This is a genomic window from Bacillus sp. SIMBA_074 (assembly GCF_046534555.1).
In the GTDB taxonomy this organism is placed as follows: domain Bacteria; phylum Bacillota; class Bacilli; order Bacillales; family Bacillaceae_G; genus Bacillus_A; species Bacillus_A mycoides.
The window spans coordinates 115,198-141,927 of record NZ_JAWRYM010000008.1 but is presented as its reverse complement, the minus strand read 5'-3'; the positions used below and the strand labels follow the sequence as shown (position 1 = coordinate 141,927).

General features: G+C 36.5%; 24 protein-coding genes. 4 read left to right on the top strand and 20 right to left on the bottom strand.

The features are described 5' to 3' along the window. Window positions 1-70 precede the first annotated feature (70 nt). Window positions 71-1,225, top strand: a complete 1,155-nt coding sequence (locus SB773_RS12010; RefSeq protein WP_367630956.1) for a VanZ family protein — start codon at window positions 71-73, stop codon at window positions 1,223-1,225. Between the two features lie 4 nt (window positions 1,226-1,229). Here SB773_RS12010 and SB773_RS12005 read toward each other — a convergent pair whose 3' ends face one another. The 6 genes from SB773_RS12005 to bdhA all read right to left on the bottom strand — a co-directional run bounded on the left by SB773_RS12005 (window position 1,230) and on the right by bdhA (window position 7,516). Further along, window positions 1,230-2,543: a D-arabinono-1,4-lactone oxidase gene (locus SB773_RS12005; protein WP_410590097.1), complete on the bottom strand. Its 1,314-nt coding sequence runs from the start codon at window positions 2,541-2,543 to the stop codon at window positions 1,230-1,232. Next, window positions 2,531-3,703 (bottom strand): amino acid deaminase/aldolase, encoded by a 1,173-nt coding sequence (locus tag SB773_RS12000; RefSeq protein WP_289403063.1) that lies wholly within the window; start codon window positions 3,701-3,703, stop codon window positions 2,531-2,533. The genes SB773_RS12005 and SB773_RS12000 overlap by 13 nt, the downstream gene beginning before the upstream one ends. Window positions 3,704-3,809: 106 nt before the next feature. Beyond that, on the bottom strand, window positions 3,810-4,811 hold the full coding sequence (sph, locus tag SB773_RS11995) for a sphingomyelin phosphodiesterase (protein WP_410590095.1): 1,002 nt from the start codon (window positions 4,809-4,811) through the stop codon (window positions 3,810-3,812). A 73-nt stretch (window positions 4,812-4,884) separates the two neighbouring features. Continuing rightward, a complete protein-coding gene (gene cerA, locus SB773_RS11990) occupies window positions 4,885-5,736 on the bottom strand; it encodes a phospholipase CerA (protein ID WP_002029789.1) in 852 nt (283 codons plus the stop codon). Window positions 5,737-6,000: 264 nt separating this feature from the next. Continuing rightward, entirely contained in the window at window positions 6,001-6,345 is a 345-nt protein-coding gene (locus SB773_RS11985) for a potassium channel family protein (RefSeq protein ID WP_060751623.1), read from the bottom strand. Window positions 6,346-6,463: 118 nt separating this feature from the next. Next, on the bottom strand, window positions 6,464-7,516 hold the full coding sequence (bdhA, locus tag SB773_RS11980; RefSeq protein WP_410590092.1) for a (R,R)-butanediol dehydrogenase: 1,053 nt from the start codon (window positions 7,514-7,516) through the stop codon (window positions 6,464-6,466). 226 nt (window positions 7,517-7,742) lie between these two features. Here bdhA and SB773_RS11975 point away from each other — a divergent pair, with 226 nt between their 5' ends. Beyond that, the gene (locus tag SB773_RS11975) at window positions 7,743-8,897 is read left to right on the top strand and encodes an MFS transporter (protein WP_410590090.1); all 1,155 of its coding nucleotides are present in this window, start codon (window positions 7,743-7,745) and stop codon (window positions 8,895-8,897) included. Window positions 8,898-9,181: 284 nt separating this feature from the next. Here SB773_RS11975 and inhA2 read toward each other — a convergent pair whose 3' ends face one another. The 10 genes from inhA2 to SB773_RS11925 form a co-directional block, all read right to left on the bottom strand. Continuing rightward, complete coding sequence (gene inhA2 / locus SB773_RS11970) at window positions 9,182-11,575, bottom strand: M6 family metalloprotease immune inhibitor InhA2 (RefSeq protein WP_410590088.1); 2,394 nt, start codon at window positions 11,573-11,575, stop codon at window positions 9,182-9,184. 299 nt (window positions 11,576-11,874) lie between these two features. Next, window positions 11,875-12,522: a fructose-6-phosphate aldolase gene (gene fsa / locus SB773_RS11965; protein ID WP_000667669.1), complete on the bottom strand. Its 648-nt coding sequence runs from the start codon at window positions 12,520-12,522 to the stop codon at window positions 11,875-11,877. 38 nt (window positions 12,523-12,560) lie between these two features. Then, a complete protein-coding gene (gene rbsB, locus SB773_RS11960) occupies window positions 12,561-13,484 on the bottom strand; it encodes a ribose ABC transporter substrate-binding protein RbsB (protein WP_410590085.1) in 924 nt (307 codons plus the stop codon). Between the two features lie 14 nt (window positions 13,485-13,498). Next, complete coding sequence (locus SB773_RS11955; protein ID WP_001074641.1) at window positions 13,499-14,434, bottom strand: ABC transporter permease subunit; 936 nt, start codon at window positions 14,432-14,434, stop codon at window positions 13,499-13,501. 3 nt (window positions 14,435-14,437) lie between these two features. Beyond that, on the bottom strand, window positions 14,438-15,922 hold the full coding sequence (locus SB773_RS11950; RefSeq protein WP_410590126.1) for a sugar ABC transporter ATP-binding protein: 1,485 nt from the start codon (window positions 15,920-15,922) through the stop codon (window positions 14,438-14,440). A gap of 18 nt (window positions 15,923-15,940) precedes the next feature. Continuing rightward, window positions 15,941-16,336 carry a D-ribose pyranase gene (rbsD, locus tag SB773_RS11945; protein ID WP_002090928.1) on the bottom strand — a complete coding sequence of 132 codons (396 nt, stop codon included), beginning with the start codon at window positions 16,334-16,336 and terminating at the stop codon, window positions 15,941-15,943. Further along, window positions 16,333-17,229, bottom strand: a complete 897-nt coding sequence (gene rbsK / locus SB773_RS11940; RefSeq protein WP_002140386.1) for a ribokinase — start codon at window positions 17,227-17,229, stop codon at window positions 16,333-16,335. Before rbsK ends, rbsD begins: the two co-directional genes overlap by 4 nt. Window positions 17,230-17,242: 13 nt before the next feature. After that, window positions 17,243-18,214, bottom strand: a complete 972-nt coding sequence (gene rbsR / locus SB773_RS11935; protein WP_002029805.1) for a ribose operon transcriptional repressor RbsR — start codon at window positions 18,212-18,214, stop codon at window positions 17,243-17,245. A 138-nt stretch (window positions 18,215-18,352) separates the two neighbouring features. Further along, entirely contained in the window at window positions 18,353-19,966 is a 1,614-nt protein-coding gene (locus SB773_RS11930; RefSeq protein WP_002090931.1) for an MDR family MFS transporter, read from the bottom strand. Between the two features lie 19 nt (window positions 19,967-19,985). Then, on the bottom strand, window positions 19,986-20,453 hold the full coding sequence (locus tag SB773_RS11925; protein WP_410590080.1) for a MarR family winged helix-turn-helix transcriptional regulator: 468 nt from the start codon (window positions 20,451-20,453) through the stop codon (window positions 19,986-19,988). Between the two features lie 271 nt (window positions 20,454-20,724). Between SB773_RS11925 and glpT the strand changes: the two genes are divergently transcribed. Further along, complete coding sequence (gene glpT, locus SB773_RS11920) at window positions 20,725-22,074, top strand: glycerol-3-phosphate transporter (RefSeq protein WP_410590078.1); 1,350 nt, start codon at window positions 20,725-20,727, stop codon at window positions 22,072-22,074. A 130-nt stretch (window positions 22,075-22,204) separates the two neighbouring features. Here the strand turns inward: glpT and SB773_RS11915 are convergent, their stop codons facing one another. The 4 genes from SB773_RS11915 to SB773_RS11900 form a co-directional block, all read right to left on the bottom strand. Then, window positions 22,205-22,321 (bottom strand): DUF4027 family protein, encoded by a 117-nt coding sequence (locus SB773_RS11915; protein ID WP_071717615.1) that lies wholly within the window; start codon window positions 22,319-22,321, stop codon window positions 22,205-22,207. A gap of 214 nt (window positions 22,322-22,535) precedes the next feature. Then, window positions 22,536-22,958, bottom strand: coding sequence for a universal stress protein (locus SB773_RS11910; RefSeq protein ID WP_002010593.1), 423 nt, complete (start codon window positions 22,956-22,958; stop codon window positions 22,536-22,538). 65 nt (window positions 22,959-23,023) lie between these two features. Continuing rightward, complete coding sequence (locus SB773_RS11905) at window positions 23,024-24,475, bottom strand: SulP family inorganic anion transporter (protein ID WP_410590075.1); 1,452 nt, start codon at window positions 24,473-24,475, stop codon at window positions 23,024-23,026. Between the two features lie 151 nt (window positions 24,476-24,626). After that, window positions 24,627-25,874, bottom strand: a complete 1,248-nt coding sequence (locus tag SB773_RS11900; RefSeq protein WP_410590073.1) for a cell wall-binding repeat-containing protein — start codon at window positions 25,872-25,874, stop codon at window positions 24,627-24,629. A gap of 171 nt (window positions 25,875-26,045) precedes the next feature. Between SB773_RS11900 and SB773_RS11895 the strand changes: the two genes are divergently transcribed. After that, window positions 26,046-26,723: a response regulator transcription factor gene (locus tag SB773_RS11895; protein WP_002029819.1), complete on the top strand. Its 678-nt coding sequence runs from the start codon at window positions 26,046-26,048 to the stop codon at window positions 26,721-26,723. Window positions 26,724-26,730: the final 7 nt, after the last annotated feature.

Below are 26,730 nucleotides of genomic sequence, written 5' to 3'. Positions count from 1 at the left end.
TTTCAACTTTGTTTTACATTCTTTTAAGCGCTATAATGATAAGCGAAATTTCATTGAAAGGAGCTTCATTTTGACTGCATATTTATTTCCAGTAAAAACAGCTTTTATTTTATTTCCTATTTTAGCAATGTTTCTATTAATTCCTTTTTTAATATTTAATTATCGAAAATACGGTTATTTAAATAAATGGCGCTCATTTATTTTATACTCATTATTACTTTACTTATTAAATGCCTATTTTCTTGTTATTTTGCCGTTACCACAAACGTATGATACTTGTAGCCTACAACCCGCTAATACACAGCATATGCAACTCTCACCATTTTATTTCATACAAGAGATTAGTAATCATACATCGGCAATTTTAACGAAACCTACTACTTATTTCTTGTTATTAAAAGAATCTGCATTTTTACAAGTTGCTTTTAACGTTCTATTAACCGTTCCATTCGGTATTTACTTACGTTATTATTTCCGACGTAGTTTCTTCCAAACAGTGTGCATTTCTTTTTGCCTTTCACTGTTCTTTGAATTAACACAAGTAACTGGATTATATGGTATTTATAATTGTGCATATCGCTTATTCGATATCGACGATCTGTTTTTAAACACACTAGGCGGCGTAATCGGTTTTATCATTGCACCAATATTTACGTACTTCCTGCCAAAAACAAGTGAATTAGATAGTCATATTGATTTGGAAACGAAACCAGTCGGATTCGTTCGTCGTCTCCTCGCTATGCAAATTGATTGGATTTTCTTATCTATCGTTGTACCTTTCATTAAAAACAAAGGAAACTCACTATTTATTTCTAACATCCAATCTTATACAAATGTATACGAACTCCTTTTCATTACATGTTCAATCTTAATTTACTTTATTATCATCCCATATTTTACAAATGGAAGAACAATAGGGAAAGCGTTGCTTCGTATTTACATTAAAGGACAAGCAGAGCGTATTACACTAAAAGAATTATTCATTCGTTACGGTATATTCTATTTCATTTTAGGTGGAATCAATTACATTCTTTCTAGTAGCTCTATTTTAAATCATACAGAGCCTTTAGTATTACTAGTTATACTGTTATTCCAATTTGTAATTAACGGGCTATTTATTATTCATGTTTTATTACATGTATTTAGCAGTGATAAATTACTATTTTACGAGCGTATTAGTCATACAAGAAATGCAATTACACTTAAAAAAGCTGACAAATACTAATTTGTCAGCTTTTTTTCATAATCGTAAATAACTTTTCTGTATAAGGGCTTAAAAATATTCCTGTTTCATCTAGTGACTTCCTCACTTTTAGAAACGAATGCAATTCTGGATATATATTTTGCAATTTTTCGTACGTTAACGTATGCATTTTCCCCCAATGTGGGCGCCCTTCATACTTTAGAAAAATTTTCTCCACTTCACCAAAATAAGCGGCATACTTCATACCTTTATACATATGAACAGCTATATACGCTGACTCTCTTCCATATGCTGGACTGAGCCATATATCATCACCTCTCACGTAGCGGCATTCAATCGGGAAGTGCACCTTATACTTTTTCTTTTCAATAAGATTTGAAATTTCTTCTACAACAGCCCTCATATACTTTGAAGGGACACTGTACTCCATTTCATAAAATGGAACTGTACGTGATGTAGCGAACACTTCATAGCTTGGTCCAATTATTTTCGTGTTCGGTACAGCCTTAGCTGATAATCGGCTTACTCCTTTACTTATAGAAGGAAACCATTTACACCCTTTAGATAATAAAGAGAACATCCTATTTTCAAGTAACTCCACCTTTAGTTTATGCCATTTCAAATCACTTGCTTTACTCGTTGTTTCGTTTGTAAATTTCACTTGCACTTCATCTGAATAAGGAAAAACGAAAAATTCAAAATGACGATTCTTCTTATATTCTTCTAGTTTGTTCATTACAGTAGACAATGATTGTTTTTCACTTTCATAAACAAGCGAATACGCTAGGATAACCTTCAATTTTATCTTTACAATGATACCTAGCATTCCAAGTGACAACTGAAATGCTTTCCAATATTCGGCGTTCTCGGTTTCTGAACAAACTATACTCTCACCTGTTGATAAAACTGCCGTGATCTCTATAACTTGTGTTGATAAACTCCCAAATGTAACACCCGTCCCATGAGTCCCCGTACTAATCGCTCCTGCAATAGATTGTGAATCAATATCCCCTAAATTTTCTTGCGCATAACCTTTTTCCTGAAGTAACTTCCCTAAATCATGTAACTTTGTTCCCGCCCATACTTCGGCAACCTTCTTCTCTGCATCAATATTCCCAATACCCTTCAATTCATCTAAAGAAACTAAAATTTCTTCCGTTTGCACAAGAGGTGTAAACGAATGCCCTGAGCCGACAACACGAATTTTCTTTCCCTTTTTTCGTGCAAGCCCTACAACTTCTACTACATCTTGTATACTTTTTGGATACATCGTATAATACGGCGTTCCTTCTACATTCCCTGTCCAATTTCTCCATTTTTGTCCCTTTATAGAAAGCATCGTCCATCCCCCCGATATGTTGAATACTCCCCAGCAATCTCTCCTTTTTTAACGCGATACAAAACAGGAAAGCGTTCACATAACTCTCCAGCTTTACTATGGCGAAACAAGATAGAATCTCCTATATCCACTCGTTCCTCACCGTTATAAAAAATTGGCGTTTGCACTTCACCAGCACCTTCTAACGCTAATAGTCTTGCACCACCCGGCCTCCAAATCTCAGGCTCTTTATCTTTACCAACTGCGCCTGAAGCAATATATCCACCACCGAGGCAAGTATAAATAAACGGAGCTGGTTTACGCACAACGGGTAAAGCAAATCCGACAGCTGGCTGAAATTGTACTTCTTTATAATAATCAAATAGTTTCGGGGAATAAAAAGCAGAACCTATTGTAATCTCTGAAACTGAGTTATCTTGCTCAGTTGTTTTTATACTTCCTGTTCCTCCCCCATTTACAAATCTTAGTTTAATACCAAGGTTTTGTATTTCTTTTACGATACGTCCTCTTCTTTCTTTAACCTCTAATACTGATTTCTTCTTTAAATACGAAACCACTTTACTTTTCATCCATTGATTCGGTATATTATCCCCCACCCCGGCAATTTGAGCTTCATATCCCATTACACCATCTAGTATTAAATATGATGAGCCCTTCACCTTTTCTACTATTTTCAAAGCGCTCTGCACATCTTTTACCGGGGATCTTTTTACACCAAAATGAAATTTCAAAAAACGACTACTCATATCAATATCCAAACAAACGCGAAAACACCCTTTAGACTTCTCAGCAATTTTTTCTAAATAAGTAATATGGTCTTCACAATCTACCATACAAGTTATAATGTGCCCTTGCTTTGTCAGCAAACTAATTTCATGTAAAGCTCTTTCATCATAAACAGGATATCCGAGCAATAAATCATTAAATCCTTGTTCAATTAAAAACAAAGCTTCTCTAGGAGAAAAACACATAATACCTTGAAAGCGATTATTTGCAGCCAAAATCTTTTTCATAATTGGAACAGAGCGTAATGATTTACTCGCTATACGAATCTTCTTATCTCCACTTAACTCTATAATCGATTGAATGTTCCTCTCTAAAGCCACTTCATCTAAAAACGCACACGGTAATGGAACTTCCTTAAAAATTCCTCTATCCACAGTTTTCTCTCCTCTTCTATATATGTCTTATACATATTGGAAAGAAAAAATGATTTTCCTGTTTGCAAATAAAAAAAGTTTCTTCTTCACGAAGAAACTTTTTTGACTACTTCATAGAAATAGTCGCCTCTACTGGATAATGATCGGAGTAATCATTATACGTATATTTTTGGAACCATGAAGTAACAGACCATTCTGGAGATTTCGGTTGTAATACGTTATTCTCTACGAATGATGGATTCGCATGATCTTTACTCGCAATAATATAATCTAAATGTTCAGCAGGTGCATCTGGATAATTGTATTTCGCAATACTGTTTGTCGTCGCATCCCAAGTTGCTGTATGTCCTGTATAAGATGGAACAGACGCATGTAATGTTTTAAACATCGATGCATACTCTGAATTGCTATTATTCTCAGCATTTATTTTATTTACATTCATATCACCACCAATTAACACATACTCGTTATTTGGTATATTTTTATTTTTAATAAACTCTTGAATTTCTTGTAGCTGTTTTGTACGTACAGATACTGGCGAAGTGTTTCCACACATACTATCTTCAGCTTGTAAATGAGTCCCAATCACATGTACAAAACGATCATTTTTCTTAACTTTTGTGTATACAAATCCTTTATTTGATAAGTTATCTGGTCCACAGCCTTTTTCAAATACATATTGAATCTTTTCAACAATTGGCCATTTACTCACAATCGCTACACCTCCATCTTCAGGAGTTGAAGATGAATAGCTACCTAACGTCTTATCCCACTCGCTTCCACTACTACGACCTAATACTGCCGTTTGATTTGGATATTCTTTCTTCAAATTTCCTAATAAGCGATTTGAAGCACTATTATCAAACACTTCATTTAATATAACAACATCCTGATTCTTTATATAATCTGCTGCTCCAATTAAATCAGCACGCTCATTTTGTCCCCAGTTCGGATATAAGTTTGTTGATAGCATGTACACATTATGCGTCATCACTTTTAATGTATTATTTTGATTTATAGACATTTCTGCTTGAGCTGAAGATCCACTATATAAAGCTCCTAAACCAATCCCAAAGCTAAGTACGCCTTTTAGCAATTTACCTTTCACGTTTCATACCTCCATGTGTATAGTGATAAAAAGGCCAAATACTCTATTATGAGATTTGACCTTTTTCAAATACTTAACGATTTCCGTACGTATCAAACCAAAGCTGGATGTACCCAGCAGTAACACGTTGTGCATCCATTAATCGCGTACCTGTCATTGGTGTAACTTCAGCGCGCCATTTATCTGCATATTCTTGTGATACAGCTGCTTTCACGAACCAATCTTTCGTATTATCATTTACAATGCCAGAATAATCTTGTTTCGCAGCTACTGCCGCTCCATGAATCCAATCTTCTGGATTTGTACCTTTCCAGTTCCAATATCCATTTCCATCCGTTACTTTATAATTATCTTTTATCGTATCTACAAAGTTTTCATATTTAGAATGGAACCCTTGTGGATAAGAAAGATTTGTAAAGTTTGCCGCATGCATCGGTTGATTTACATCCCCTAAATAATGAAGAGATAACCCCAAATAGAAGAATGCTTGTTTCATATCTTTATTTTTGTATGACTCACCTGCTAATTTAAAATATTTAGCTCCAGTTTCCTTTGCCTGCTTTGCAAATGGAATATAAGTTTTTCCATTGTCAGGGTCATAGAAGTGTGAAGCAAATGTGCTATTATCATAATAAGGATTTTCATAGTCAGCAGCATAAATACCGTTCTCTAACTCCGTACGCCATTCATTTAATAGTGCAACTTGATCTTGTTTTACAAGTGTTGTATTACGAGACATAATATCCATTGCACGGTTTACAATCCATAAATGAGAGTTTACGCCTTCTTTATGCTTATCTTCAGCAGACCAGCGGTGAACTATATTTATTCTACTTCCCCCATCATTTTCATGAGCAAATGCAACACTTTGTAACGGAGCTACTAATGTAATAGCTGCTGCTAAAGCAAGAACTTTCTTTTTCATCTGAAATCCTCCATTTTATAATTGAATTATTTTTCATATTTTGTTAGGATCCTACGATGTCTTCCGGTTAACCTATGACTAGAATATCCCACCTTTCACAAAATTTCTATCAATAAATTAAAATATGCAAATGTTCATATCATTATAACTTTATACATAGTGAATATAATGAATGAATACACTTACATTGTAATAAAATATTGTTAAGCTACTGCAAATACTTGTCTAAACTAATGTAAAAAAAGAGTAAAGCGATTAACCGCTTTACTCTTTTTTTCTTTTCGATAATATACTTGGCAGTTGCACATTAACTGCCAATTTATGAATAAATCCAAACACTAATCCAATCCCGATAAATATGTATAAAATCGTAAATACCTTTCCAAAATCAGTTTGCGGACTAAAATTCCCATCACCGACAGTCGTCAACGTGACCACACTAAAATATAAAGCGTCAAGAGGACGTAATCCTTCAACTGTACTATAAAAAATCGTCCCCGATGTTAATGTCAAAATTGTTAATACGAATAATACTTGAAATTCTTTATCTTTCCACGCTCGTAAACAAGCTTTTAGCATCCGTTTCAATGTCAACATAAATGAAAGCATTAGACTTCCCCTTCCAAACAAAATACCTTTAGTTAAAGGAAAGTCTATCACCTTTCTGTATAGAAAAAAAGTAGCCCTCTTCTATTTCTAGAAAAGGGCTACTTTTTACTATTCTCTATTATTTAGGTGAAACAAGAATTTTCACTTGTGTTTTATCTTTTACAAGTGCTTCAAATCCTTCTTCAACAACTTGATCCACTGTGATTTTTTTCGTAATTAATTTCTCTGCTTGAATTTGGCCAGAGCTAATTAATTTAATAACAGCTGGGAAGATATGACGGTATCCAAGAATACCGATAACTTCTTTTTCTTTTAATACAAGGTTGTTTGGAGTAATTGTCGCATCTTTTTCCCATACACTAACAATTACAGTTTGGCCTTCAAAGCTTGTACTTTCAATCGCTTGACGAAGTACTACTTCAACACCTGTTACTTCAAAGCTCACATTTACACCTAAACCATTTGTTAGGTTACGAATTTCTGCTAGTACATCTTGAGTTGCTGGATTTAATACGTAATCAGCACCTGCTAATTTAGCTAGCTCTTGACGTTCTTTAGAAAGTTCCACTGCGATAACAGGAGTTGCTCCTGCTGCTTTTGCTGCTTGGATTACAAGAAGTCCAATCGGACCACAACCAAATACCGCTACAGCTTCTCCCTCTTTTAATTTACTTTGACGTACTGCATGAACTGCTACTGCTGCTGGTTCTACAAGCGCACCTTGCTCATACGTCATTTCGTCTGGAATATGATGAACCATACCTTCTGGTACTACTGTATATTCAGAGAAACCACCACCGTCTCCACCAAGACCGTGGAAAACAAGCTGTTCACATACATTGTAATGTCCATGTTTACAAGCTTCACATTTACCACAAGAATAAATTGGTTCTACAACAACGCGGTCTCCCACTTTATGAGATGTAACTCCTTCACCAATTTCTATTACCTCACCACTAAACTCATGACCTAAAATAACCGGTGCTTTTACGTGTGTTAATGGGTGCTCTTCTGTTGGAATAAAAATAGGTCCTGCTAAATATTCATGCAAGTCTGTTCCGCAGATACCACACCATTTAACTTTAATCTTAACTGCTCCTGGTCTTACAGTTGGTTCTGGTACTTCTTCTACTCGTACATCACGTTGATTATGCCAAAGTAGTGCTTTCATTTTATACATCCCTCTCTACGTATATACTTAACCTGGTGAAGTTTACAAATCTATTATAATACTTCCATCCATATATTTCAAAAAAACAATCTCATTTTCACTAATTTTTAACAAATAACGTTCAATATTTTGTCACTTTGTACTTTTTTCCACATCTGTTAATGCTAATTTCATTGCGGTTGAAATTAGCATTATGCCATAATAGCATAGGAGAGGTGAATATCGCTTGAAATATTTTATTTACTTTATTGTTATCGTAGCGTTTTTAGATACATTTTCACAATTACCTATTATGAGTACTTTCGCTCAAAGTCTTGGAGGAACCCCTCTTGTTATCGGGCTAGTTATCGGTATGTACTCATTCGCTAATATGATCGGTAATATTATCGCTGGAGCCGCTGTCGATAAATTTGGTGCAAAAAAAATCCTTTATATAAGCATGGGAATTACGAGTTTCATAGTCTTGTTATACACCGTTGTTCAAAGTGGTGAACAACTATTAGTTGTGCGCTTTATGCACGGTTTTAGTGACGGATTTTTAATTCCTGCTGCCTTTACGTTTTTATCAAAGCAAACGAATTCAGCAAGGCAAGGTAAAGCAATGGCTCTATCTGGTGCCGCTGTTGGAACAGCTGCAATCGTAGGACCTGCTTTCAGCGGCATTATGAAAGCAACAGCTGGTATAGAGTGGGTGTTCATTACTATTTCTATTTTAATGGTCCTTGGTACAATCGTATCTCTATTCTTCTTACCAAATAACGTATCAAGAAAAGATACATCAAGAACACAAATGATGAACAAAGAAGATATGATTGAACTATTGAAATCAGAACCGTTATTACAAGCATATATTGGTGCTTTCACACTAATGTTTTCACAAGGGATTGTCACTTATATGTTACCAGTAAAAGTTGAGGCATTAGCACTTAAAGCATCTACAACAGGCATGATGTTAAGTGTATTCGGAATTACCGCTATCCTCTTCTTCTTACTGCCAACAAATCGCATTTACGATCGATTTAATCGTTCCAAACTAATGCTAATCGGGATTGCAGTAATGGCACTAGCGTTATCTTTACTCGGATTATTTGCAAAAAAAGGCATGCTCTTTATCGTTATGATGATTTATGGAATTGGATTCGCTATCCTCTTCCCAGCAATTAATGCTTTACTTGTTGAAAATACAACAGATAGTAACCGAGGGAAAGCATTCGGATTGTTTTATGCATTCTTCTCGTTAGGAGTTGTTGCTGGCTCCTTTACAGTTGGAGCAATCGGGGCATCGCCTAGCGTCAGCTTCGTTATCGGAACTGCATTCTTGTTAACATTTGCTGGAATGATTTTTGTAAGAAGCAAAGTAAAAAAGACAATGATGGGTTAATTCCATCATTGTCTTTTTTTCGCCTAATATATATTACTTTTGCATATAACCAAGTAATACTGTAAATAAACTTATGTATAAAAGCAATACTACATTCTTCCTTTAAAAAAGAAAGTCTATAAATACCAACGATACTTCGACAATTTCCTCGGAAATATTTCTTTTCCCCACATAATTTGCTACACTATATATGAACAGACGCTTGTATTACATAAGCTAAAATAATAACTTACTGTACAAATATAAAAGCACACTCTTCATATGAAGAATGTGCTTTTACTTTATTAACGCCTAATCCAAACAGCACCTGCAGACTTATCATCTGCTTGTCCAACAACTTGGAATTTAAGGCCAAGGTTTGGAACTTTGCGTCCTGCGTCAGCAATTTGTTTGTTGCTGTATACTTTTGAATCATCAAATGTTGTAACACCTTGTAATCCAGTATAATTAAATTGTCCACGTGTTAATGAATTTACACTCCATGTTGGCGTTTGATCAAATGAAAATGCAGCATCTGCAATTTGCATTCCAGTATTACCGTACGCTGGTTTCCCGTTTAGATTGCCAACTAACGCTTCTGGATGAGAGTCTACAACGCCAAGGAATCCTTCACCTGGATGCACCCCAACCCAGTTATCTTTGAAGCTATCATCTGCATACCAAACGACAAGACCTGTATTATACACCGGACCTCTTCCCGCTTTTAATCCATTATCTGACCCAGCATAGTTTCTCCACTCTAAATAATAATAATGGGGTTTCTTTTCTGTCCCATCAGAAACGACGAATCCATTTAACTTCATTTTAGACTGTCCTTCTGCATCATCTGAAAATACTACTTGCCCATCAACTGTTACATTTACATTATCCATTGCAAAACCTTTATATGTTAAAGCTGGATCTGTAATATAGTCGAATTGTAGTTTAACTTTCTTCCCTTTGAACTGGCTTAAATCGTATGATTTATCAATCCATTTCCCATCTGTTGTATCTTTATCATCTTGTACTATTTTTTCTCCTAATCTATCAATTAATGTTTTTGTTCCATCTTCAGCTACAGCATGTACTTCGATGAAATCACACTCAGCTTCTAATTCATAATTCGCTTTATAATCAAACTTTGCATTTGTTCCCTTCGTTAAATCAAAGAACGGTGTTTCTAATTTCGTATGAATATCATCGCCTCTTGTACTATAGTATGCCTGTTTTCCAAACCCGGGCTTAATTGTTTCAATACTCTTATCTGGTAAATTGACACGTACTACACCTGGACGATTTGATTTTGTAACACTTTGATCAATATATGTAGGAACTCCTACACCACTCTTAATTTTATCGTAATCTACTTCTAAAATTTTCGCCCAGTTGCCGCCCATATTCTTTTGTAAGAAGTCTTTATTTTGTGGAGAAAAACTAGTTGGCTCTGTTCCTGCGATTTTCCCTGTCCAGCTACCTCCACTCATTAATGACCAAGCTTCGACTGGTGATCCATTTCCAGTATACTTCGTATCATATTCATCCGGTAAACCAAGGTCATGTCCAAATTCATGTGCAAACACACCTACTGCACCGTCTTCTGGCTCAATTGTATAATCATGAGCCGCTACTTTTCCATCCCAATAAGGTACTTTAGATGTTGTTCCTTCAATCGCTACTGGATCCCTTGCTAATTTAGATCGATGTGACCAAATTGCATCATCTCCTAATTTACCACCGCCAGCTTCTTGACCAACACCGGCATGAATTACCATTAAATGATCAATTACACCGTCCGATTCATTAAGATTGCCATCGCCATTTGTATCATAACGGTCGAACTGATCGAATTGTGATAAATCTAATCCTTTATCCGCTGCAGCTTTTAATGCTTCTTTCACTAAATCACGTGCGCCTTTTGGTCCTTTATTATCATGACCACTACTGCCATCAGCACCGTAATCAGCAGCTTTTCCTGGCACAGTTAGCCACTCCGTTACATATCCGTCTGTCATATAACTACCACCAGACTGCTCTTCATAATATTGTTTAAATGTTTTTACTTTCGAACCATCAAATAACGTGTACGGTTCCTTACCGAATAACATCTTTTGATAATGTTCTCTACTAAAGTCTTTCGAATACATATAACCTGGTGTTTGCTCAATATTATTATGTTTATAATCACTAAATTCAACGAGTAACACTAACACTTTATCATTGCGGACAGGTCCACTATATGGAGCTTGTTTCGCCTTAGAAGTTGGAACTTTACCATCTAATTGCTTTTTATTTGGCTCTGGCTTTTGCTCAGGGCTAACATTTTTTTCAGCTTTCTTTACTTTTTCCTTTTCTTCCATCTTCTTCTCTTTTACCTTTTTCACGAAATCAGATGCTTCTTGAGCAGCATCATCGGGAAGAATTTCTTTATTCGCCTGATCCCCTTGTTTCTTTTCAATATATTGCTCTATGGCCTTTTTTGTCTCTTCTTTAGAAGAGGCTGGATTAATCGTTCCTCTTTCTTTCAGCGCTTCTGCTAAACGATCTTCTTGAATTAAATTATGATCAATTGGCGTTGTAGACACACTTTCTTTTACTGGCGTTTCTGCGTATGCTAACGGAGCACTCATTACAGCTGAGCATCCGATGAGTGTCGCGATCGTTAATGATGACAACACTTTAAATGGCGCTTTTTTTCTCATTTTACTCATCCCCTTGTATCAATCTTAAACTTCAGATAAAAATATGTAATCTATCCTCCCTTGTATAATAAAAGACATGATTCTATAAGAAATAAGCTTTCTGTTATAGAATCATGCCCTCCAGTTTTCTGGTCAGACCCTCTATCTTTTTATGTCGAAATGTGAAAAATAAAGAGTGATTTGTATATATTAAATAGCTTATATTAAAAATTTAAAAGACAATATGCACAATTGCATGAAAATTCTTTCAAATAAAAAAAAGAACCCAAGTTAATTAAACTTGGGTTCTCCATTTCGTATTATTTCTCTTGTGTTTTTTCCCAATCAGCTAAGAATTTCTCAATTCCTTGATCTGTTAATGGGTGCTTCACTAATGAAGCGATTACGTTTGCTGGGATTGTTGCAATATGTGAACCGTTTAATGCTGCTTCTGTTACATGAACACTGTGACGTACAGATGCTGCAATGATTTCTGTTTCAATGCCGTGAATTGCAAAGATTTCTGCGATTTGGCGAATTAAGTCCATACCGTTATGACCGATATCATCTAGGCGACCTAAGAACGGTGAAACGTATGTCGCACCAGCGCGAGCTGCAAGTAATGCTTGCACTGCTGAGAATACTAATGTAACGTTTGTACGAATTCCTAAATCTGAGAATGCTTTTACTGCTTTTAAGCCTTCTGTTGTCATTGGAACTTTTACAACAACATTTGGAGCGATTTTTGCTAACTCTTTTCCTTCTTCAATCATTTTATCAGCTTCTAAGCTAATTACTTCTGCGCTTACAGGTCCTTCAATAAAGCTGCAAATTTCACGAATACGCTCATGGAAATCTACGCCTTCTTTTGCTACAAGTGATGGGTTTGTCGTTACTCCAGCTACTACGCCTAATGCATTTGCCTCTTTAATTTCGTTAATGTTTGCTGTATCAATAAAAAATTTCATTTGTTATTCTTCCTTCCTAATTTTCATTTTATATTTATTTATTTTTTCTTAATAAGCTCTAATTCAATCGGAATAAATTTGTCCACTTTTTTACCTTGTGTTATCTCTTTTGCTGTTTCCATCGCCTTCTCTCCGATTAATTCCGGTTTTTGAGCGACTGTTGCTGCCATACGCCCATCTTTAACCGCTTTTACAGCATCATCCGTTGCATCAAATCCAACAACAACTACATCCGTTTTACCAGCAGATTTTAATGCCTCAATTGCGCCTAATGCCATTTCATCATTATGAGCAAATACCGCTTTAATATCGCTATTTGCTTGCAAAATATTTTCCATAACGGATAACCCTTTTGCACGATCGAAATCAGCTGCTTGTTTTGCTACTACTTTTAAAGACTTATCAGCTACGTTATGGAATCCTTTCCCACGCTCACGAGCAGCAGACGATCCAGGGATTCCTTCTAACTCAGTAACATTTGTTCCTTCACCAACTAATTCCCGAATGTAATCACTAGCCATTTGACCACCTTCGACATTGTTAGAAGCAATGTGAGAAACAACTTTACCTGAATTCGCAACTCGGTCTACTGTAATAACAGGAACATTGGCTGCATTAGCTGCACTTACCGCTGAAGCAACAGCATCTGAGTCAGTTGGATTAATAACAACTACATCGACACCTTTTTGAATTAAATCTTCAACATCGTTTGTTTGCTTCGCTGCATCATTTTGTGCATCAACAGCAATTAGTTCAATGCCACTATCTTTTGCTTTCTTTTCTGCACCTTTTTTCAACGTGACGAAAAATGGATTATTTAAAGTTGAAACAGAAAATCCAACTTTAATAGTTTTATTTCGACCTTTATCGCTAGAATCCTTTGCCCATTCTGGTGGTTCCATTGAACAACCAGCAGTAACTACCATGATGCATGCAACGAGTATCAGTAACCATTTTTTCATGAATTGCCCCTCCATTACGCTTCTTTTCGACGATCAATTAGTACAGCTAGTAAGATTACAAGTCCTTTTACAACTTGTTGGAAGAAAGAAGATACACCTAATAAATTTAAACCGTTATTTAGTACACCAATAATAAGCACACCGATGAATGTACCAACAATCCATCCTCTTCCACCTGAAAGACTCGTTCCTCCTAACACAACTGCAGCAATTGCATCTAATTCGTAAGAAGTACCAGCAGTCGGCTGTGCAGAATCTAACCTTGATGTTAAGACAATACCTGCAAGCGCTGCCAAAATTCCGGAAAGACCGTAAATCATTACTTTAATTCTCGTAACATTAATACCTGATAAAGCTGCTGCCTCTTCATTTCCACCAATCGCAAACGTACGGCGACCAAACGTTGTTTTCTTTAAAATAAAGTACAATACTGCAAAAGCAATCATCATTGTAACGGCTGGCACAGGAATACCAAGGAAATAACCACGGCCAAACATTTGGAACATTAAATGATCACCAAGACCAGTGATCGGACGTCCGTCCATATAAACAAGCGTCAACCCGCGAAAAATAGTCATTGTTGCTAAAGTTGCAATAAACGGAGCTACTTTTCCCTTCGCAATAATGATACCGTTTACAATCCCCATTACAAGACCGGCTAATAATCCAACTGCCATTGCAAGGAACGGATCCATGCCACTTGCCATCATTCCGGCAACAAGTGCACTTGATAATGCTAAAATAGAACCTACCGATAAGTCAATACCCCCTGTTAAAATAACGAAGGTCATTCCAAATGCAATGAGTGCATTAATCGATACTTGGCGCAGTATATTAAATAAATTTGGAATTTCAATAAATGCTGGATTTAAAGCTGTAATTACCACGATAATTAATACTAACCCAATTAAAGAACCAAGTTGTTGTAATACATTCCCCTTCTTAGCCATATCTTACTCTCCCCCTGTAGCTAGTGCCATAATAGACTCTTGCGATACCTGATCTTTCTCTAAAATACCACCGATTTTCCCTTCATGAATAACGAGAACACGATCACTCATTCCTAAAACTTCTGGAAGCTCAGACGATACCATAATAACGGCATCACCCTGCTCAGTAAGCTTATTCATAATAGAGTAAATTTCTTTTTTAGCCCCAACATCTACACCTCTTGTTGGCTCATCTAAAATGAGTAACTGCGGATGAATACCTAGCCATTTTGCCATTACAATCTTTTGCTGATTTCCACCAGAAAGAGATTTGACAGCTTGCTCTCCGTTTGCTGCTTTCACATTAAGAAGCTTCATCATATCCTCTGTAAATTGCCGTTCTAAACCTTTATTAACAACGCTTCCCTTTGAAAGACTTTCTAAATTTGGTAAAGCTAAATTTTCACGAATCGAAAAATCTAACACAAGCCCTTCAGATTTTCTATCCTCTGTAATAAAGGCAATTCGTTGTCTAATCGCATCAATTGGGCTATCAATTTTTACTTCTTGTCCATTCATAAAAATTTTTCCTGAATCGAGCGGTTCATATCCAAATATTGCTTTCATAATATCCGTGCGACCAGCTCCCATCAAGCCCGCAACACCAAGGATTTCACCTTTTCTAACTTGAAACGAAACATTTTCAAATTTCCCCTTTTTCGTTCCGTTACGCATTTCAAAAATCACTTCGCCAATTTGACTATTTCGCTCTGGATAACGTTGACCAATACTGCGCCCCACCATCATGCTAACTACTTCATCAAATGATGTTTCCGGAATTAATCTCTTCCCTACATATTCTCCATCACGCAAGATCGTAATGGCATCACATATTGAAAAAATTTCTTCCATCCGGTGTGAAATATAAACGAATGAAACGCCCTCTTTACGTAATTTATTAATAACAATAAACAGCGTTTCAATTTCGCGATCTGTTAATGCTGCTGTAGGTTCATCCATAATAATAACGCTCGCCTTTGTCATTAATGCTTTAGCAATTTCAATAATTTGCTGTTGTCCAACTGATAATTCACCTGCTAGCATAGCGCCTCTCACATGTAGACCAAGATCTGCTAATTGTTGCTGGGCAATCGCATTCATTTGACGCGTACGTAAAATGCCCGTTTTCCCATACATTAACTCTTTTCCAAGAAACATATTTTCAGCTACCGTTAAATTCGGTAATATGTTCAACTCTTGATGGATAAATGCAATACCATACTCTTCAGCTTCTTTCGCATTTTTAAAAGTTCGTTCTTTCCCATCAATCATGACTGTTCCACTGTCTTTTTTATATACACCTGTTAAAATCTTCATGAGCGTCGATTTCCCCGCTCCATTTTCCCCCATCAATGCATGGACTTCTCCTGTTTCAATCATAAACTGTGCGTTTTTTAGAACAGGATTACCACTGAACGCTTTTGAAATGTTCTTCATTTCAATATGCATTCTCATCACATCCCTCTATTAAAAAATCACGCCTGCATGTAAAATAACATTCGCATAAGGCGTTGCTTCTCCTGTACGAATAATCGCCTTCGCTCTCTTTGTATGCTCTTTAAATTCCTTATGAGACACATATTCAAATGCTGGCTCTATTAATCGCATCTCAATTTCTTTATTTACCTCTGCATTATTCATAATAACTTCTTCTGCTAACGTCACTTTTTCAATTGCCATATCATCAGCAACAACTTGTAATACGTCTAAAAAACTAGGTTTTCCGATTTCAACTGCTAAATCAATTCGTTTTACTCCATCAGGAATAGGTAACCCGCAATCAGCAATTACAATCGTATCTGTATGTCCAAGTGAAGCAAGGACCGCCGCAATTTCACTATTTAATACACCGTGTTTTTTCATCCGACAATCACCTGTACTTCACGTACTCTATCTCTCGTTGGCATACCGCCCTGTGCCCCAAGTTTCGTTACAGAAAGACCACCAGCAATGTTCGCAAAACGAATTGCTTTTTGAAGTATTTCTCCTTCAGAAAGTGCAACTGCTAGCGCGCCGTTAAATGTATCACCAGCTCCAGTCGTATCCACTACGTCTACAGCAATACTTGGAACTTGAACAACTTCCGTTCCGTTATGGAAACGAACACCGTTAGACCCTTCCGTCATCAATAGCTTATTTGGATATTTCGCAAGTAACTCTTCAATTGGTGATGTGAAATCATTTAATACGATGCGACATTCATGTTCATTCGGCGTAATATAAGTCGCTTTTTCTAAAATATCTTCTGATAAGATTTGTGCTGGAGCCGGATTCAACATAACTGGAATGTTATGCTCCTCACAAATAGCCAGAACGTATTTTACTGTTTCAAGCGGGATCTCTAGTTGAAGAACAACCATATCTGCTTTTACAAGAAGGTCTTTTGAACGATCTACAATCGACTCATTTACAAGAGCATTTGCTCCTTGTACGACAACAATACTATTATCCTCTTCTGCTAAAACGATATGAGCGATTCCTGTCGTCCTATCTGTAACCGGTACCACATAGTCGATAAAAATGCGTTCGTTCTCCAAATTTTTTCTAACTACTGTTCCGTAATCATCATTTCCTACTGCACCAACCATCGCTACATTTGCTCCTAATCTAGCTGCAGCAACTGCTTGGTTGGCCCCTTTTCCTCCTGGTATCGTATGAAACGCTTCACCAATTACTGTTTCTCCTGCTTTCGGCCGTATTTTTGAAACAGCCACTAAGTCCATTGAAATGCTACCTACTACTGCAATATTTGGCATCTGTCTCATCTCCTTACTTCGTTGTATTTCGTTCTATAATTTCAATCGGTAAACGATAGTGTTTCTCTTCTAATGGATTTCCTTCCATCTGCTCTAACAACAATTCTGTTGCAATTTTCCCCATTTCATAAATTGGCTGTGCAACAGTCGTAATAGATGGATACATCATTTCAGTTAAAGAAATTCCATCGAATCCAATAATTTGTAAATCGTTTGGAATAGAAATTCCCTTTTGAAGTGCAGCCTTTACAATACCAATTGCAATTAAATCATTCCCAGCAACAATTCCATCAATATGCGGATATTCTTCTAATAATTCCACCGCTACCTGTTCACTATTAGCTGGATCGAATGTACTCTCTGCAATCATATAAGAAAGATTATTTTGCGTAATAACGTCTACAAAACCTTCAAAACGTTCATTAGCTGTGCTCACATCACGCGGTCCACGAATATGTGCAATATGTTTACACCCTTTGTCTATTAATAACTTTGTCGCCGCCTGACTCCCTGCATAGTTATCTGCATATACAGTAGGAATGCGCTCATTAAACATACGGTCAATCGCAACAACTGGAATAGACAAATTCATGTAATTAACACTATTTTGTGGATTCGTTGCTACAATAAATCCGTCCACATTATTTTGTCTAAGCACATCAATGTATTGCTTCTCTTTTTCTAAATTTTCATCAGAGTTACAAAGTACAACTGTGTAACCTTGCTTATGTGCTACATCTTCTACAGCACGTGCAACTTCCGGAAAGAATGGATTCACGATATTTGGAACAACTAAGCCAATTAAACGAGACTTTTTATTATATAAAGAACGCGCTACTGTACTAGGCTTATAATCTAGCATTTCAATTGCTCGCTCTACTTTCTTTAATGTATCCTCATGGACATATCCATTTTTATTTAACACTCTGGAAACGGTCGCAACAGATACCCCTGCTAATTTTGCAACGTCTTTAATCGTACTCATTCTCTTTTCTCCTCATTTCATGTAACCGTTTACAGAAAATAATATAACGCATTTATAAAAATACGTCAATCATTTCTAACTAAAAAGCTTTTAAGGTTATACTCAAAAAAAGCATCGCCATAAGGCGATGCTTTTTCATTACGAATATGATACCGTTTTTTCCTTTTCTTCTACAGCAGGCTCTTCAGCACCTTTTTTACGATCAGACAGTTTAATTTTCTGTAAGAAAATCGTAAAGATAGCACCTACTACGATAAATACCAATCCTGTTAAGAATACAGTATGAAGTGAGTCCACTAAAGAGCTTTTCAAAATTGGTACGATGCTATTAGAAAATGCTTCTGGCATTTGTTTTAATGCCTCTGGACTAAATAGCATAGAATATAAACTTTGTGGATCTGTATGAATCATATCTTTAAATTTTGTTACCATTTGTCCCGCTTCTTTTGGGAATGTGTCTAATACAGGTACTAATTTATTTGTTAACGTTGTACCTGAAGTGTTATTCATAATTGATCCTAAAATTGTAATACCGAATGTTCCACCGATTTGACGGAAGAATTGACTTGATGATGTTACAACGCCAAGATCTTTTTTCGGGAAGCTTTCTTGTAATGCTAATGTTAATATCGGCATAACAAGACCCATTCCTAAACCGATAACCATCATATAAGAAGTAGCGGTAAGCTTAGTTGTATGCATATCCATCGTTGTTAATAACCAGAAACCACTAGCCATAATAAGCATCCCTGTAATAATTTGTGGTTTCACACCAATTTTTAATACAAGCTGACCACCGATAATACTCATAACGATCATTGTAATCATCATCGGTGTCATAATCGTTCCTGATTCAGCAGCACTTACGCCTACAATTCCTTGCATAAAGAACGGTACGAACATAATTGCTCCAAACATTCCGATACTCATAAAGAAACCGATCGCATTCAGTAGTGTAAATGTACGGTTTTTAAAGAAGTGCATCGGTAAAATTGGTTCTTCAGCCTTCGTTTCAACGATAACAAAGCTAACAATACCAATGGCAGCTAGTGCAAATAACCCGATAATTTGCCAAGAACCCCATGCATAATCTTTCCCGCCAAACGTTAACGCAAGTAATAAACTTACAACACCGAGAATCATCGTGAAGATTCCAGCGATATCAATTTTAATTGGTCCTGTTTGTTTATGTGCTTTTAATCCCATTGCAATAAAGATTGTCGCTAAAATACCAACTGGTAAGTTAATATAGAATACCCATCTCCAGTTCACTGCGTCTACAATCCAACCACCAACTTGTGGTCCAATTACAGAAGCAAGACCATATAAAGCGCCAAAAATACCTTGCCATTTAGCACGTTCTTTTCCCGTGAACATATCTCCGATAATAATCATAGCCATTGGCATCATAATACCGCCACCAAGACCTTGAATACCACGGAAAATAATTAATTCTGTCATACCGTTTGCCATACCACATAACGCTGAACCAACCATAAAGATAATTAATCCTGCTATATATACGTTACGACGCCCAAGTAAATCCGCTAATTTACCTGCAATCGGTACAACCGTTGTTGATGTTAACATGTAAGCTGTTGTTAACCATGTCATTAAACTTAATCCACCTAGTTCACCGACGATACGCGGCATTGCTGTACCAACGATTGTTCCGTCCAATGCAGCAAATAGCATTGCGATTACTAAACCGATTAACAACAACTTTCTATTCTGATTTTCTTGTTGCTCCATGTAATCTCCTCAATTCCTCTTAGTGTTTCTCTTTTTTCTCTTTTTTCTCTGGTTTCCCGCAAATAATTGTTTCTAGCTTTTCAAAGAGGCGCAACAAATCTTCCCTCTCTTGTAATTCTAAGTGTGAGAAGTATTTTGCAATATGCTCATTACGAGCCGCCATCGCTTCTTCTACTGTAGCTTTCCCCTTCTTCGTTAGCTCAATGACAACAACGCGGCGATCATTATCGTCGTGATAGCGCTCTACTAACCCATGATCAATTAAACGATCAGTCATTACTGTAATCGCACTCGGTTTCACGTACATTTTCTCCGCCAATTGTGTCGCTCTTGAAGCTCCGTAATGATCTAAAATCTTTAAAATATAAAACTGCGGTGGTGTAAGTCCTGATGCTTGCATTTGTTCTAATAGCTCTGTTTGCATTTTCTTTCCTATAGCGAATGCAAGAGCTTGAATCTTATCAATATGAGTCATATCATTTGGCATGTTATCCACCTCTTATTTAAGCAATAAAATATTTAACGTATTTAAATATTAATCCCACAAACAAAATACGTCAACAACTTTCTTTATAAAAACGTTTACATTTCTGTCACAAAGTTGTATAATTTTCGTCGAAGTTAATATTGACAGTCACGGAGAATCGGAGTATACGGCTATGAATCATAAAAAAGGGAACTTTTTTATATTTCATAGCCTTTTTGTATTCTCTCTGTCTTAAAACGCTTCCAATTAATTAGGGGAGGATTTTCATTTTATGTTTTTCACACAATTATTTAAACCTGCGCCCCACGCAGAACGCTTACCCGCTGATCGCACTGATAGCGAATACCGCAAATTGCGTTTGCAAGTATTCTTAGGCATCTTCATCGGTTATGCGGGTTACTACTTTGTTCGAAAAAACTTTTCACTCGCAATGCCATACTTAATCGAACAAGGCTTTAGTAAAGGGGAACTTGGGGTTATCCTTTCAGCAGTATCTATCGCTTACGGATTAAGTAAATTTCTTATGGGTATCGTATCCGATCGTTGTAATCCTCGCTACTTTTTAGCAGCTGGGCTATTTTTATCCGGTATCATTAATATTATTTTCGGCTCATTTTCTTTCATTACAACGAGCATTATACTTATGTTTGTACTTCAGTTTTTAAATGGATGGGTACAAGGTATGGGATGGCCTCCTTGTGGTCGTACGATGGTTCACTGGTTCTCCGTTAGTGAACGTGGTACAAAAATGTCTATTTGGAACGTCGCTCATAATGTCGGCGGCGCGCTTATGCCCTCTCTCGTTACATTAGGCTTATATTTCTTTGCAAATGACTGGAAAAGTATATTTTACTTCCCAGGTATTCTTTCAATTTTGGTGGGGATTTATGTATTAATTACGATGAGAGATACACCTCAATCTTGCGGATTACCTTCTATTGAAGAACATACTGGGGAATATCCATCAGATGAAAAAGTAGCGGACCGTGAACGCGAACTTTCGGTAAAGGAAATTTTATTTACATACATATTAAACAATAAGTTTTTATGGTACATCGCTATCGCTAACGTTTTTGTTTATTTCGTTCGTTACGGCGTTGTAGACTGGGCTCCTACTTATTTAGTAGAAGAAAAAAGTTTTACTCATAGTAGCTCACGTACAGCTTATGCTCTATACGAATGGGCTGGTATTCCAGGTACACTTCTTTGCGGATGGATGAGTGATAAACTATTTAAAGGGCGCCGCGCACCTGCTGGTATTTTATTTATGGTCGGTGTATTCATTGCCGTTCTTGTTTACTGGCTAAATCCTCCTGGTAATCCAATGGTTGATAGTATCGCACTTGTCTCAATTGGATTTTTAATTTACGGACCTGTTATGTTAATTGGTCTACACGCTCTTGACTTAGCACCAAAAAAAGCTGCTGGAACTGCCGCTGGGTTAACTGGGTTCTTCGGTTACCTAGGCGGAGCTACTTTTGCTAGCGCAGCTATGGGCTTTATTGTAGATGGATTCGGATGGGACGGCGGATTCATTTTGCTCCTTGCTTCTTGTGTGCTTGCAATGTTCTTCCTTGCTCTTACTTTAAATACAGGATCTGCTAAATCAAAAGAAGTTTAAACAAAATATAATGTGTAGAAAAATAAACATAAAAATAGCTCTCAGCATTTACTTACATGCTAAGAGCTATTTTTTATTTATCGTTCTTCTCTTGCTATTTATATTAATCATTTCCCTTCTATTCATACGATTAAAACATTTGCTGAAACATCTTTATTAAAACAGCTAACGTAACAGATCCAGCAAATCCACCTAAACAAATTAAACTTACCCCTTGGCTATAAGACAAATTTTGAAATGATTTCATACCTTCCATCCTCCCTATATCCCCTTTGATATTCTTATTGTATCAATGGGAAAAATTTCATAACATCGATTTCGCTGACAGCTAACTTACAAATTTGTAAGTTAACATTTTTTAAACTTATATATATTCTGTCCACATTCTCCCTCTTAATACATCAAAAAAGACCTCGAATTATATCAAGGTCCTGCTTACACTACATAATATCTCACTCAACTTATTTTATAATCATAACCGGGCATTTCACACGCTTTGCTATTTTATGACTTACACTACCAAGCACCATCTCTTGCAGTGTATTTAGCCCTCTACTCCCAGCAATAATAAGATCTATATCTCCTGTATTTACATATTGAACAATCGTATCTCCTGGATCGCCATGTAGAATCGTAATTTTGTAGGAAATGTTCTCTTTCTTTAATAAACCCTCAATCTCTTTTAATTTATCTTTTCGACTAGCTGATATTGTTTCTAAATCCGTTTGTCCTTGTATAATATCTGACTTTGCCGTTCTATTATCTACTACGTACACAACTTCAACATGTGTTTCTTCGTTAAATTTCGCAATATATGTTGCATGCTCGGCTGCTCGAAGTGCATGTTCAGAACCATCGCATGCTAATAAAATTTGTTTGTACATATGCTGAATCCCCTTTTCGTTATCCTACCCGTATTATATAATAAAGCCCCCTAAAAAGGAGGCTTCTAACTAGCAATTCTCTTATTATAAGTAGCTAAATTCGCAACGAGCTTCGAGCTACGTTCATTTAACCCTGTGATCCTTACTTTCACACCGTTCTGTTCATACTTCATTATAACTTTATCAATTGCCGCTACTGCTGAATCATCCCATACGTGTGCGTTAGTAAAGTTCATCTCAATTTCTTTCACATCTTCATTGTATGAAAAAGCATTTATATACTCTGCCGTAGATGCGAAGAATAGTTGGCCGTGAATTTCGTATATTTTCTTATTTTCAATATACAAATGTTTCACGTGAATCTTTGCCATATTGAATGCAAATAAAACTGCACTAATTATCGTTCCGATAATTACACCTAATCCTAAATTATGTGTAATTAGGACAATCACAACTGTTACGATCATAACAAATGCGTTTCCTTTTGGTACTTTATGAATCGTCGCTACAGAGTTCCAATCAAACGTCCCAATCGAAACCATAATCATAACTGCAACTAAAGCTGCCATCGGAATATGAACAACGTAATCACCTAAAACAAATAGCAATACGATTAAAAAACCACCGGCTACAAGCGTCGATAATCTCCCTCGACCACCTGATTTAATGTTAATAACAGATTGTCCAATCATTGCACATCCTGCCATTCCTCCGAAAAACCCAGTAACAACGTTCGCAATCCCTTGTCCACGTGCCTCTTTATGCTTATTACTTTCCGTATGTGTCATATCGTCTAAAACCGACGCCGTTAATAATGACTCTAGTAAACCTATAACCGCTAACATAACTGAATACGGTAAAATAATTGCTAATGTCTCAAGTGTAAATGGAACATCAGGAATACTAAAGAACGGTAATTCTTTCGGTAAGCTTCCCATATCCCCTACTGTTTTTAACTGTAATCCGCTCATAAGTGCAATGCTTGTCACAATAATAATTGAAATAAGTGTAGACGGAACAGCCGTCGTAATACGTGGAAATAAATATATAATTGCAAGTCCTAATGCGACAAGTGCACACATTTGCCAAGTTGCATTTTTAAAATGCGGCAATTGCGCTGTAAAAACTAAAATTCCAAGTGAATTTAAAAAACCACTCATAATGGATTTAGGAACAAACTTCATAAATGAGCTCAGCTTGAACACTCCAAAAATAATTTGAACAATACCTGTTACTATTGTTACAGCAAATAAATATTGTAAACCGTGATCCTTCACAAGAGTGACCATTAATAAAGCCATCGCACCCGTTGCCGCCGAGATCATCCCTGGTCTTCCACCAACAAACGAAATTGTAACCGCAATACAAAAGGCCGCGTACAATCCCACCGTCGGATCTACACCTGCAATAACAGAAAAAGCTATCGCTTCAGGAATTAATGCTAAAGCAACGACAATTCCTGATAGTACGTCCCCTTTCACATTAGAAAACCATTCATTTTTTATCTTTTGAAACAAGCTACCACCCTCTACTCTTTTATCATTTGATTTTCTCCGTAAGAAAATCTAGGCCGACTACACGAAGGCTATTATATAACGAGTAGAAGATTTTTTGCTATGTAAAAGTTTCCTAAAAAAAGACGCTACCAGCAGCAGCGTCTTTCCCCATTTAATGTCCACCATGCCCCTTGCCATTTTCTTGAACAATCTCTAACCTCTCATCTAATACACCTTGCGTTTCAAATGAAATATTTTCGGTATTCCCTAATAAGAATCCATGATTGTATGGACCGATTGTTGGATCATCTTTAAACTTCGGCTGAATAGTAGTAAGGAAGTCATAAACTGGTTGTGAGGCTTTACCTTCTTCTAATAATACAACGGGCGCGTGTTTACCCATGTGTGAAAAAGGTGCTCCCGCAACTGCTAAATCTGGTGTTTTGTTTGAAACAAATGATAAACCGTGACCAGGTTTTGTGAATCCCCAGCCAAATTTTGTTTTTTCATCTTTAAATTTGGCAAACGCAATCGAGTTTTCTGTAGGGGTCTCTCCACTAATACGCGTTACTTTCCCGTATTTACTTAACTCTTTTTCTACTTCTTTTGAAACAATTTTTTCTGGTCCTAATACATATATATTTGCTTTATCTTTTCTCGCCTTTAATGCCTCTATTGTCGCTTCTGGCACTTTATTTTTTTCAGTATATAGAAGAGGTTCCGGCATATGAGAAATCCAGTTTACAGCTGGTGTTGTATATAAACGCCCTTCCTCTTCAGACGAACCGACAATAACGCTATTTGGATAACTTCCTGTTATATCGGCGTACTCCTTATCAACATCTTTAGCAAATGTAGCTGGATCTGTTTCTTTTATTTGCTTTACTTTATAACCTTTTAATTGCTCTAGGCTAGATGCCCCTATATCCCCCATCACCATAATTTGCGTTCCATCTTTCGTTCCGAGCGGATTTAATCGTTTTATTTCTTTTAACGTCATTTCGGGTACCTTTTCTTTTTCTATAAATAAAATCGGTCCGTTATTCGGGTGATGAATAAGATCCGCACTTGCAATACCTAATTGCCACTCGTTCACTGGCACTAAAATAATAGCGCCTGGCTGATTCTCTTTATGCGTTGCTGGCCATATCGTTTGCGAAGTTAATACTGCCATTTGCAGAGGATCATTTGTATTTAATCTCGTTACATTTTTTAAACTTGTCGTTAATAAATCATTCGATGCACCTTGATTCATTTCTTTCGGCGCAGTTACCTCCTGATTCATTTTCATTTCCTTTTGCTCTGTTTTCTTCTCTTCTGTAGATTCATGATTTTTATGATCTGTACTCGTTTGTCCGCATGCCGCAAGACCGACTGCTGCAATTATTGTTATCCCAAAAATTCGGGTCATCTTTTTCACTATATCGCCCCCGTAATTGTTTTCGAACCAATCTTATTACCTAAAATGGAATTTCAACTTTACGATAACAAGCAATTCTGAAGAAATTATGCAGATGCATTATAATCTGCACCATTTCTTCATGATTTTGACTTACAATTTAAGTAATAACTACAAATGCGGAGGTACTCTATGATCGATATACTACTCGTAGACGATGAACCGAGAATGCTTGAATTATTAACGCTTTATCTTACTCCAATCGGATATAACTGCGTATGTGCAGTGTCCGGAGAAGAAGCTATTTCACATATAGAAAATCGAAATTTCAAATTTGTTTTACTCGATATTATGATGCCAAAGATGGATGGGTGGGAAACTTGCAAAAGAATTCGATCATTTAGTAACGTTCCTATCATTATGGTAACTGCTCGTGATCAGACGGTAGATGTCGTTCAAGGGTTAAAACTTGGAGCAGATGATTACGTGACGAAACCATTCCACGAAGAGGAGCTCTTCGCAAGAATTGAAGCTGTTTTACGCCGAACCAATCAACATGCACAAATCCAATATCACGGCATTTTATGGGATGAGGCCAAGCATTTCATTTCTGTCCATAATGAAGAACTTCTTCTCACCCCAATCGAATTCTCTTTACTCGGATTATTTTTACGTCATGTGAACTACGTATTAAGCCGTGATCAGCTCATTGAACGAATTTGGGGATTAAATACAAATACAGAAGATCGAACAGTCGATTCACATATTCGTAATTTACGTGATAAATTACGAAAAGTAAATTTCCCCATTGATCACCATTTAAAAACTGTTTATGGAGTAGGATATCGATGGATTGATATTGAAAACTAAGGAGCAA

What these genes read in the sequence shown, in the direction of transcription:
- glpT (WP_410590078.1), top strand. Translation starts at nt 20,725, where the DNA reads ATGTTTTTCACACAATTATTTAAACCTGCGCCCCACGCAGAACGCTTA.
- inhA2 (WP_410590088.1), bottom strand. Translation starts at nt 11,575, where the DNA reads ATGAGAAAAAAAGCGCCATTTAAAGTGTTGTCATCATTAACGATCGCG.
- SB773_RS12005 (WP_410590097.1), bottom strand. Translation starts at nt 2,543, where the DNA reads ATGCTTTCTATAAAGGGACAAAAATGGAGAAATTGGACAGGGAATGTA.
- bdhA (WP_410590092.1), bottom strand. Translation starts at nt 7,516, where the DNA reads ATGAAAGCACTACTTTGGCATAATCAACGTGATGTACGAGTAGAAGAA.
- cerA (WP_002029789.1), bottom strand. Translation starts at nt 5,736, where the DNA reads ATGAAAAAGAAAGTTCTTGCTTTAGCAGCAGCTATTACATTAGTAGCT.
- fsa (WP_000667669.1), bottom strand. Translation starts at nt 12,522, where the DNA reads ATGAAATTTTTTATTGATACAGCAAACATTAACGAAATTAAAGAGGCA.
- SB773_RS11930 (WP_002090931.1), bottom strand. Translation starts at nt 19,966, where the DNA reads ATGGAGCAACAAGAAAATCAGAATAGAAAGTTGTTGTTAATCGGTTTA.
- rbsD (WP_002090928.1), bottom strand. Translation starts at nt 16,336, where the DNA reads ATGAAAAAACACGGTGTATTAAATAGTGAAATTGCGGCGGTCCTTGCT.
- SB773_RS11950 (WP_410590126.1), bottom strand. Translation starts at nt 15,922, where the DNA reads ATGCATATTGAAATGAAGAACATTTCAAAAGCGTTCAGTGGTAATCCT.
- rbsR (WP_002029805.1), bottom strand. Translation starts at nt 18,214, where the DNA reads ATGAGTACGATTAAAGACGTTGCAAAATTAGCAGGGGTATCTGTTGCG.
- SB773_RS11910 (WP_002010593.1), bottom strand. Translation starts at nt 22,958, where the DNA reads ATGTACAAACAAATTTTATTAGCATGCGATGGTTCTGAACATGCACTT.
- SB773_RS11925 (WP_410590080.1), bottom strand. Translation starts at nt 20,453, where the DNA reads ATGCCAAATGATATGACTCATATTGATAAGATTCAAGCTCTTGCATTC.
- SB773_RS11895 (WP_002029819.1), top strand. Translation starts at nt 26,046, where the DNA reads ATGATCGATATACTACTCGTAGACGATGAACCGAGAATGCTTGAATTA.
- SB773_RS11955 (WP_001074641.1), bottom strand. Translation starts at nt 14,434, where the DNA reads ATGGCTAAGAAGGGGAATGTATTACAACAACTTGGTTCTTTAATTGGG.
- rbsB (WP_410590085.1), bottom strand. Translation starts at nt 13,484, where the DNA reads ATGAAAAAATGGTTACTGATACTCGTTGCATGCATCATGGTAGTTACT.
- SB773_RS11985 (WP_060751623.1), bottom strand. Translation starts at nt 6,345, where the DNA reads ATGCTTTCATTTATGTTGACATTGAAACGGATGCTAAAAGCTTGTTTA.
- rbsK (WP_002140386.1), bottom strand. Translation starts at nt 17,229, where the DNA reads ATGCCAAATATTGCAGTAGTAGGTAGCATTTCAATGGACTTAGTGGCT.
- SB773_RS11915 (WP_071717615.1), bottom strand. Translation starts at nt 22,321, where the DNA reads ATGAAATCATTTCAAAATTTGTCTTATAGCCAAGGGGTAAGTTTAATT.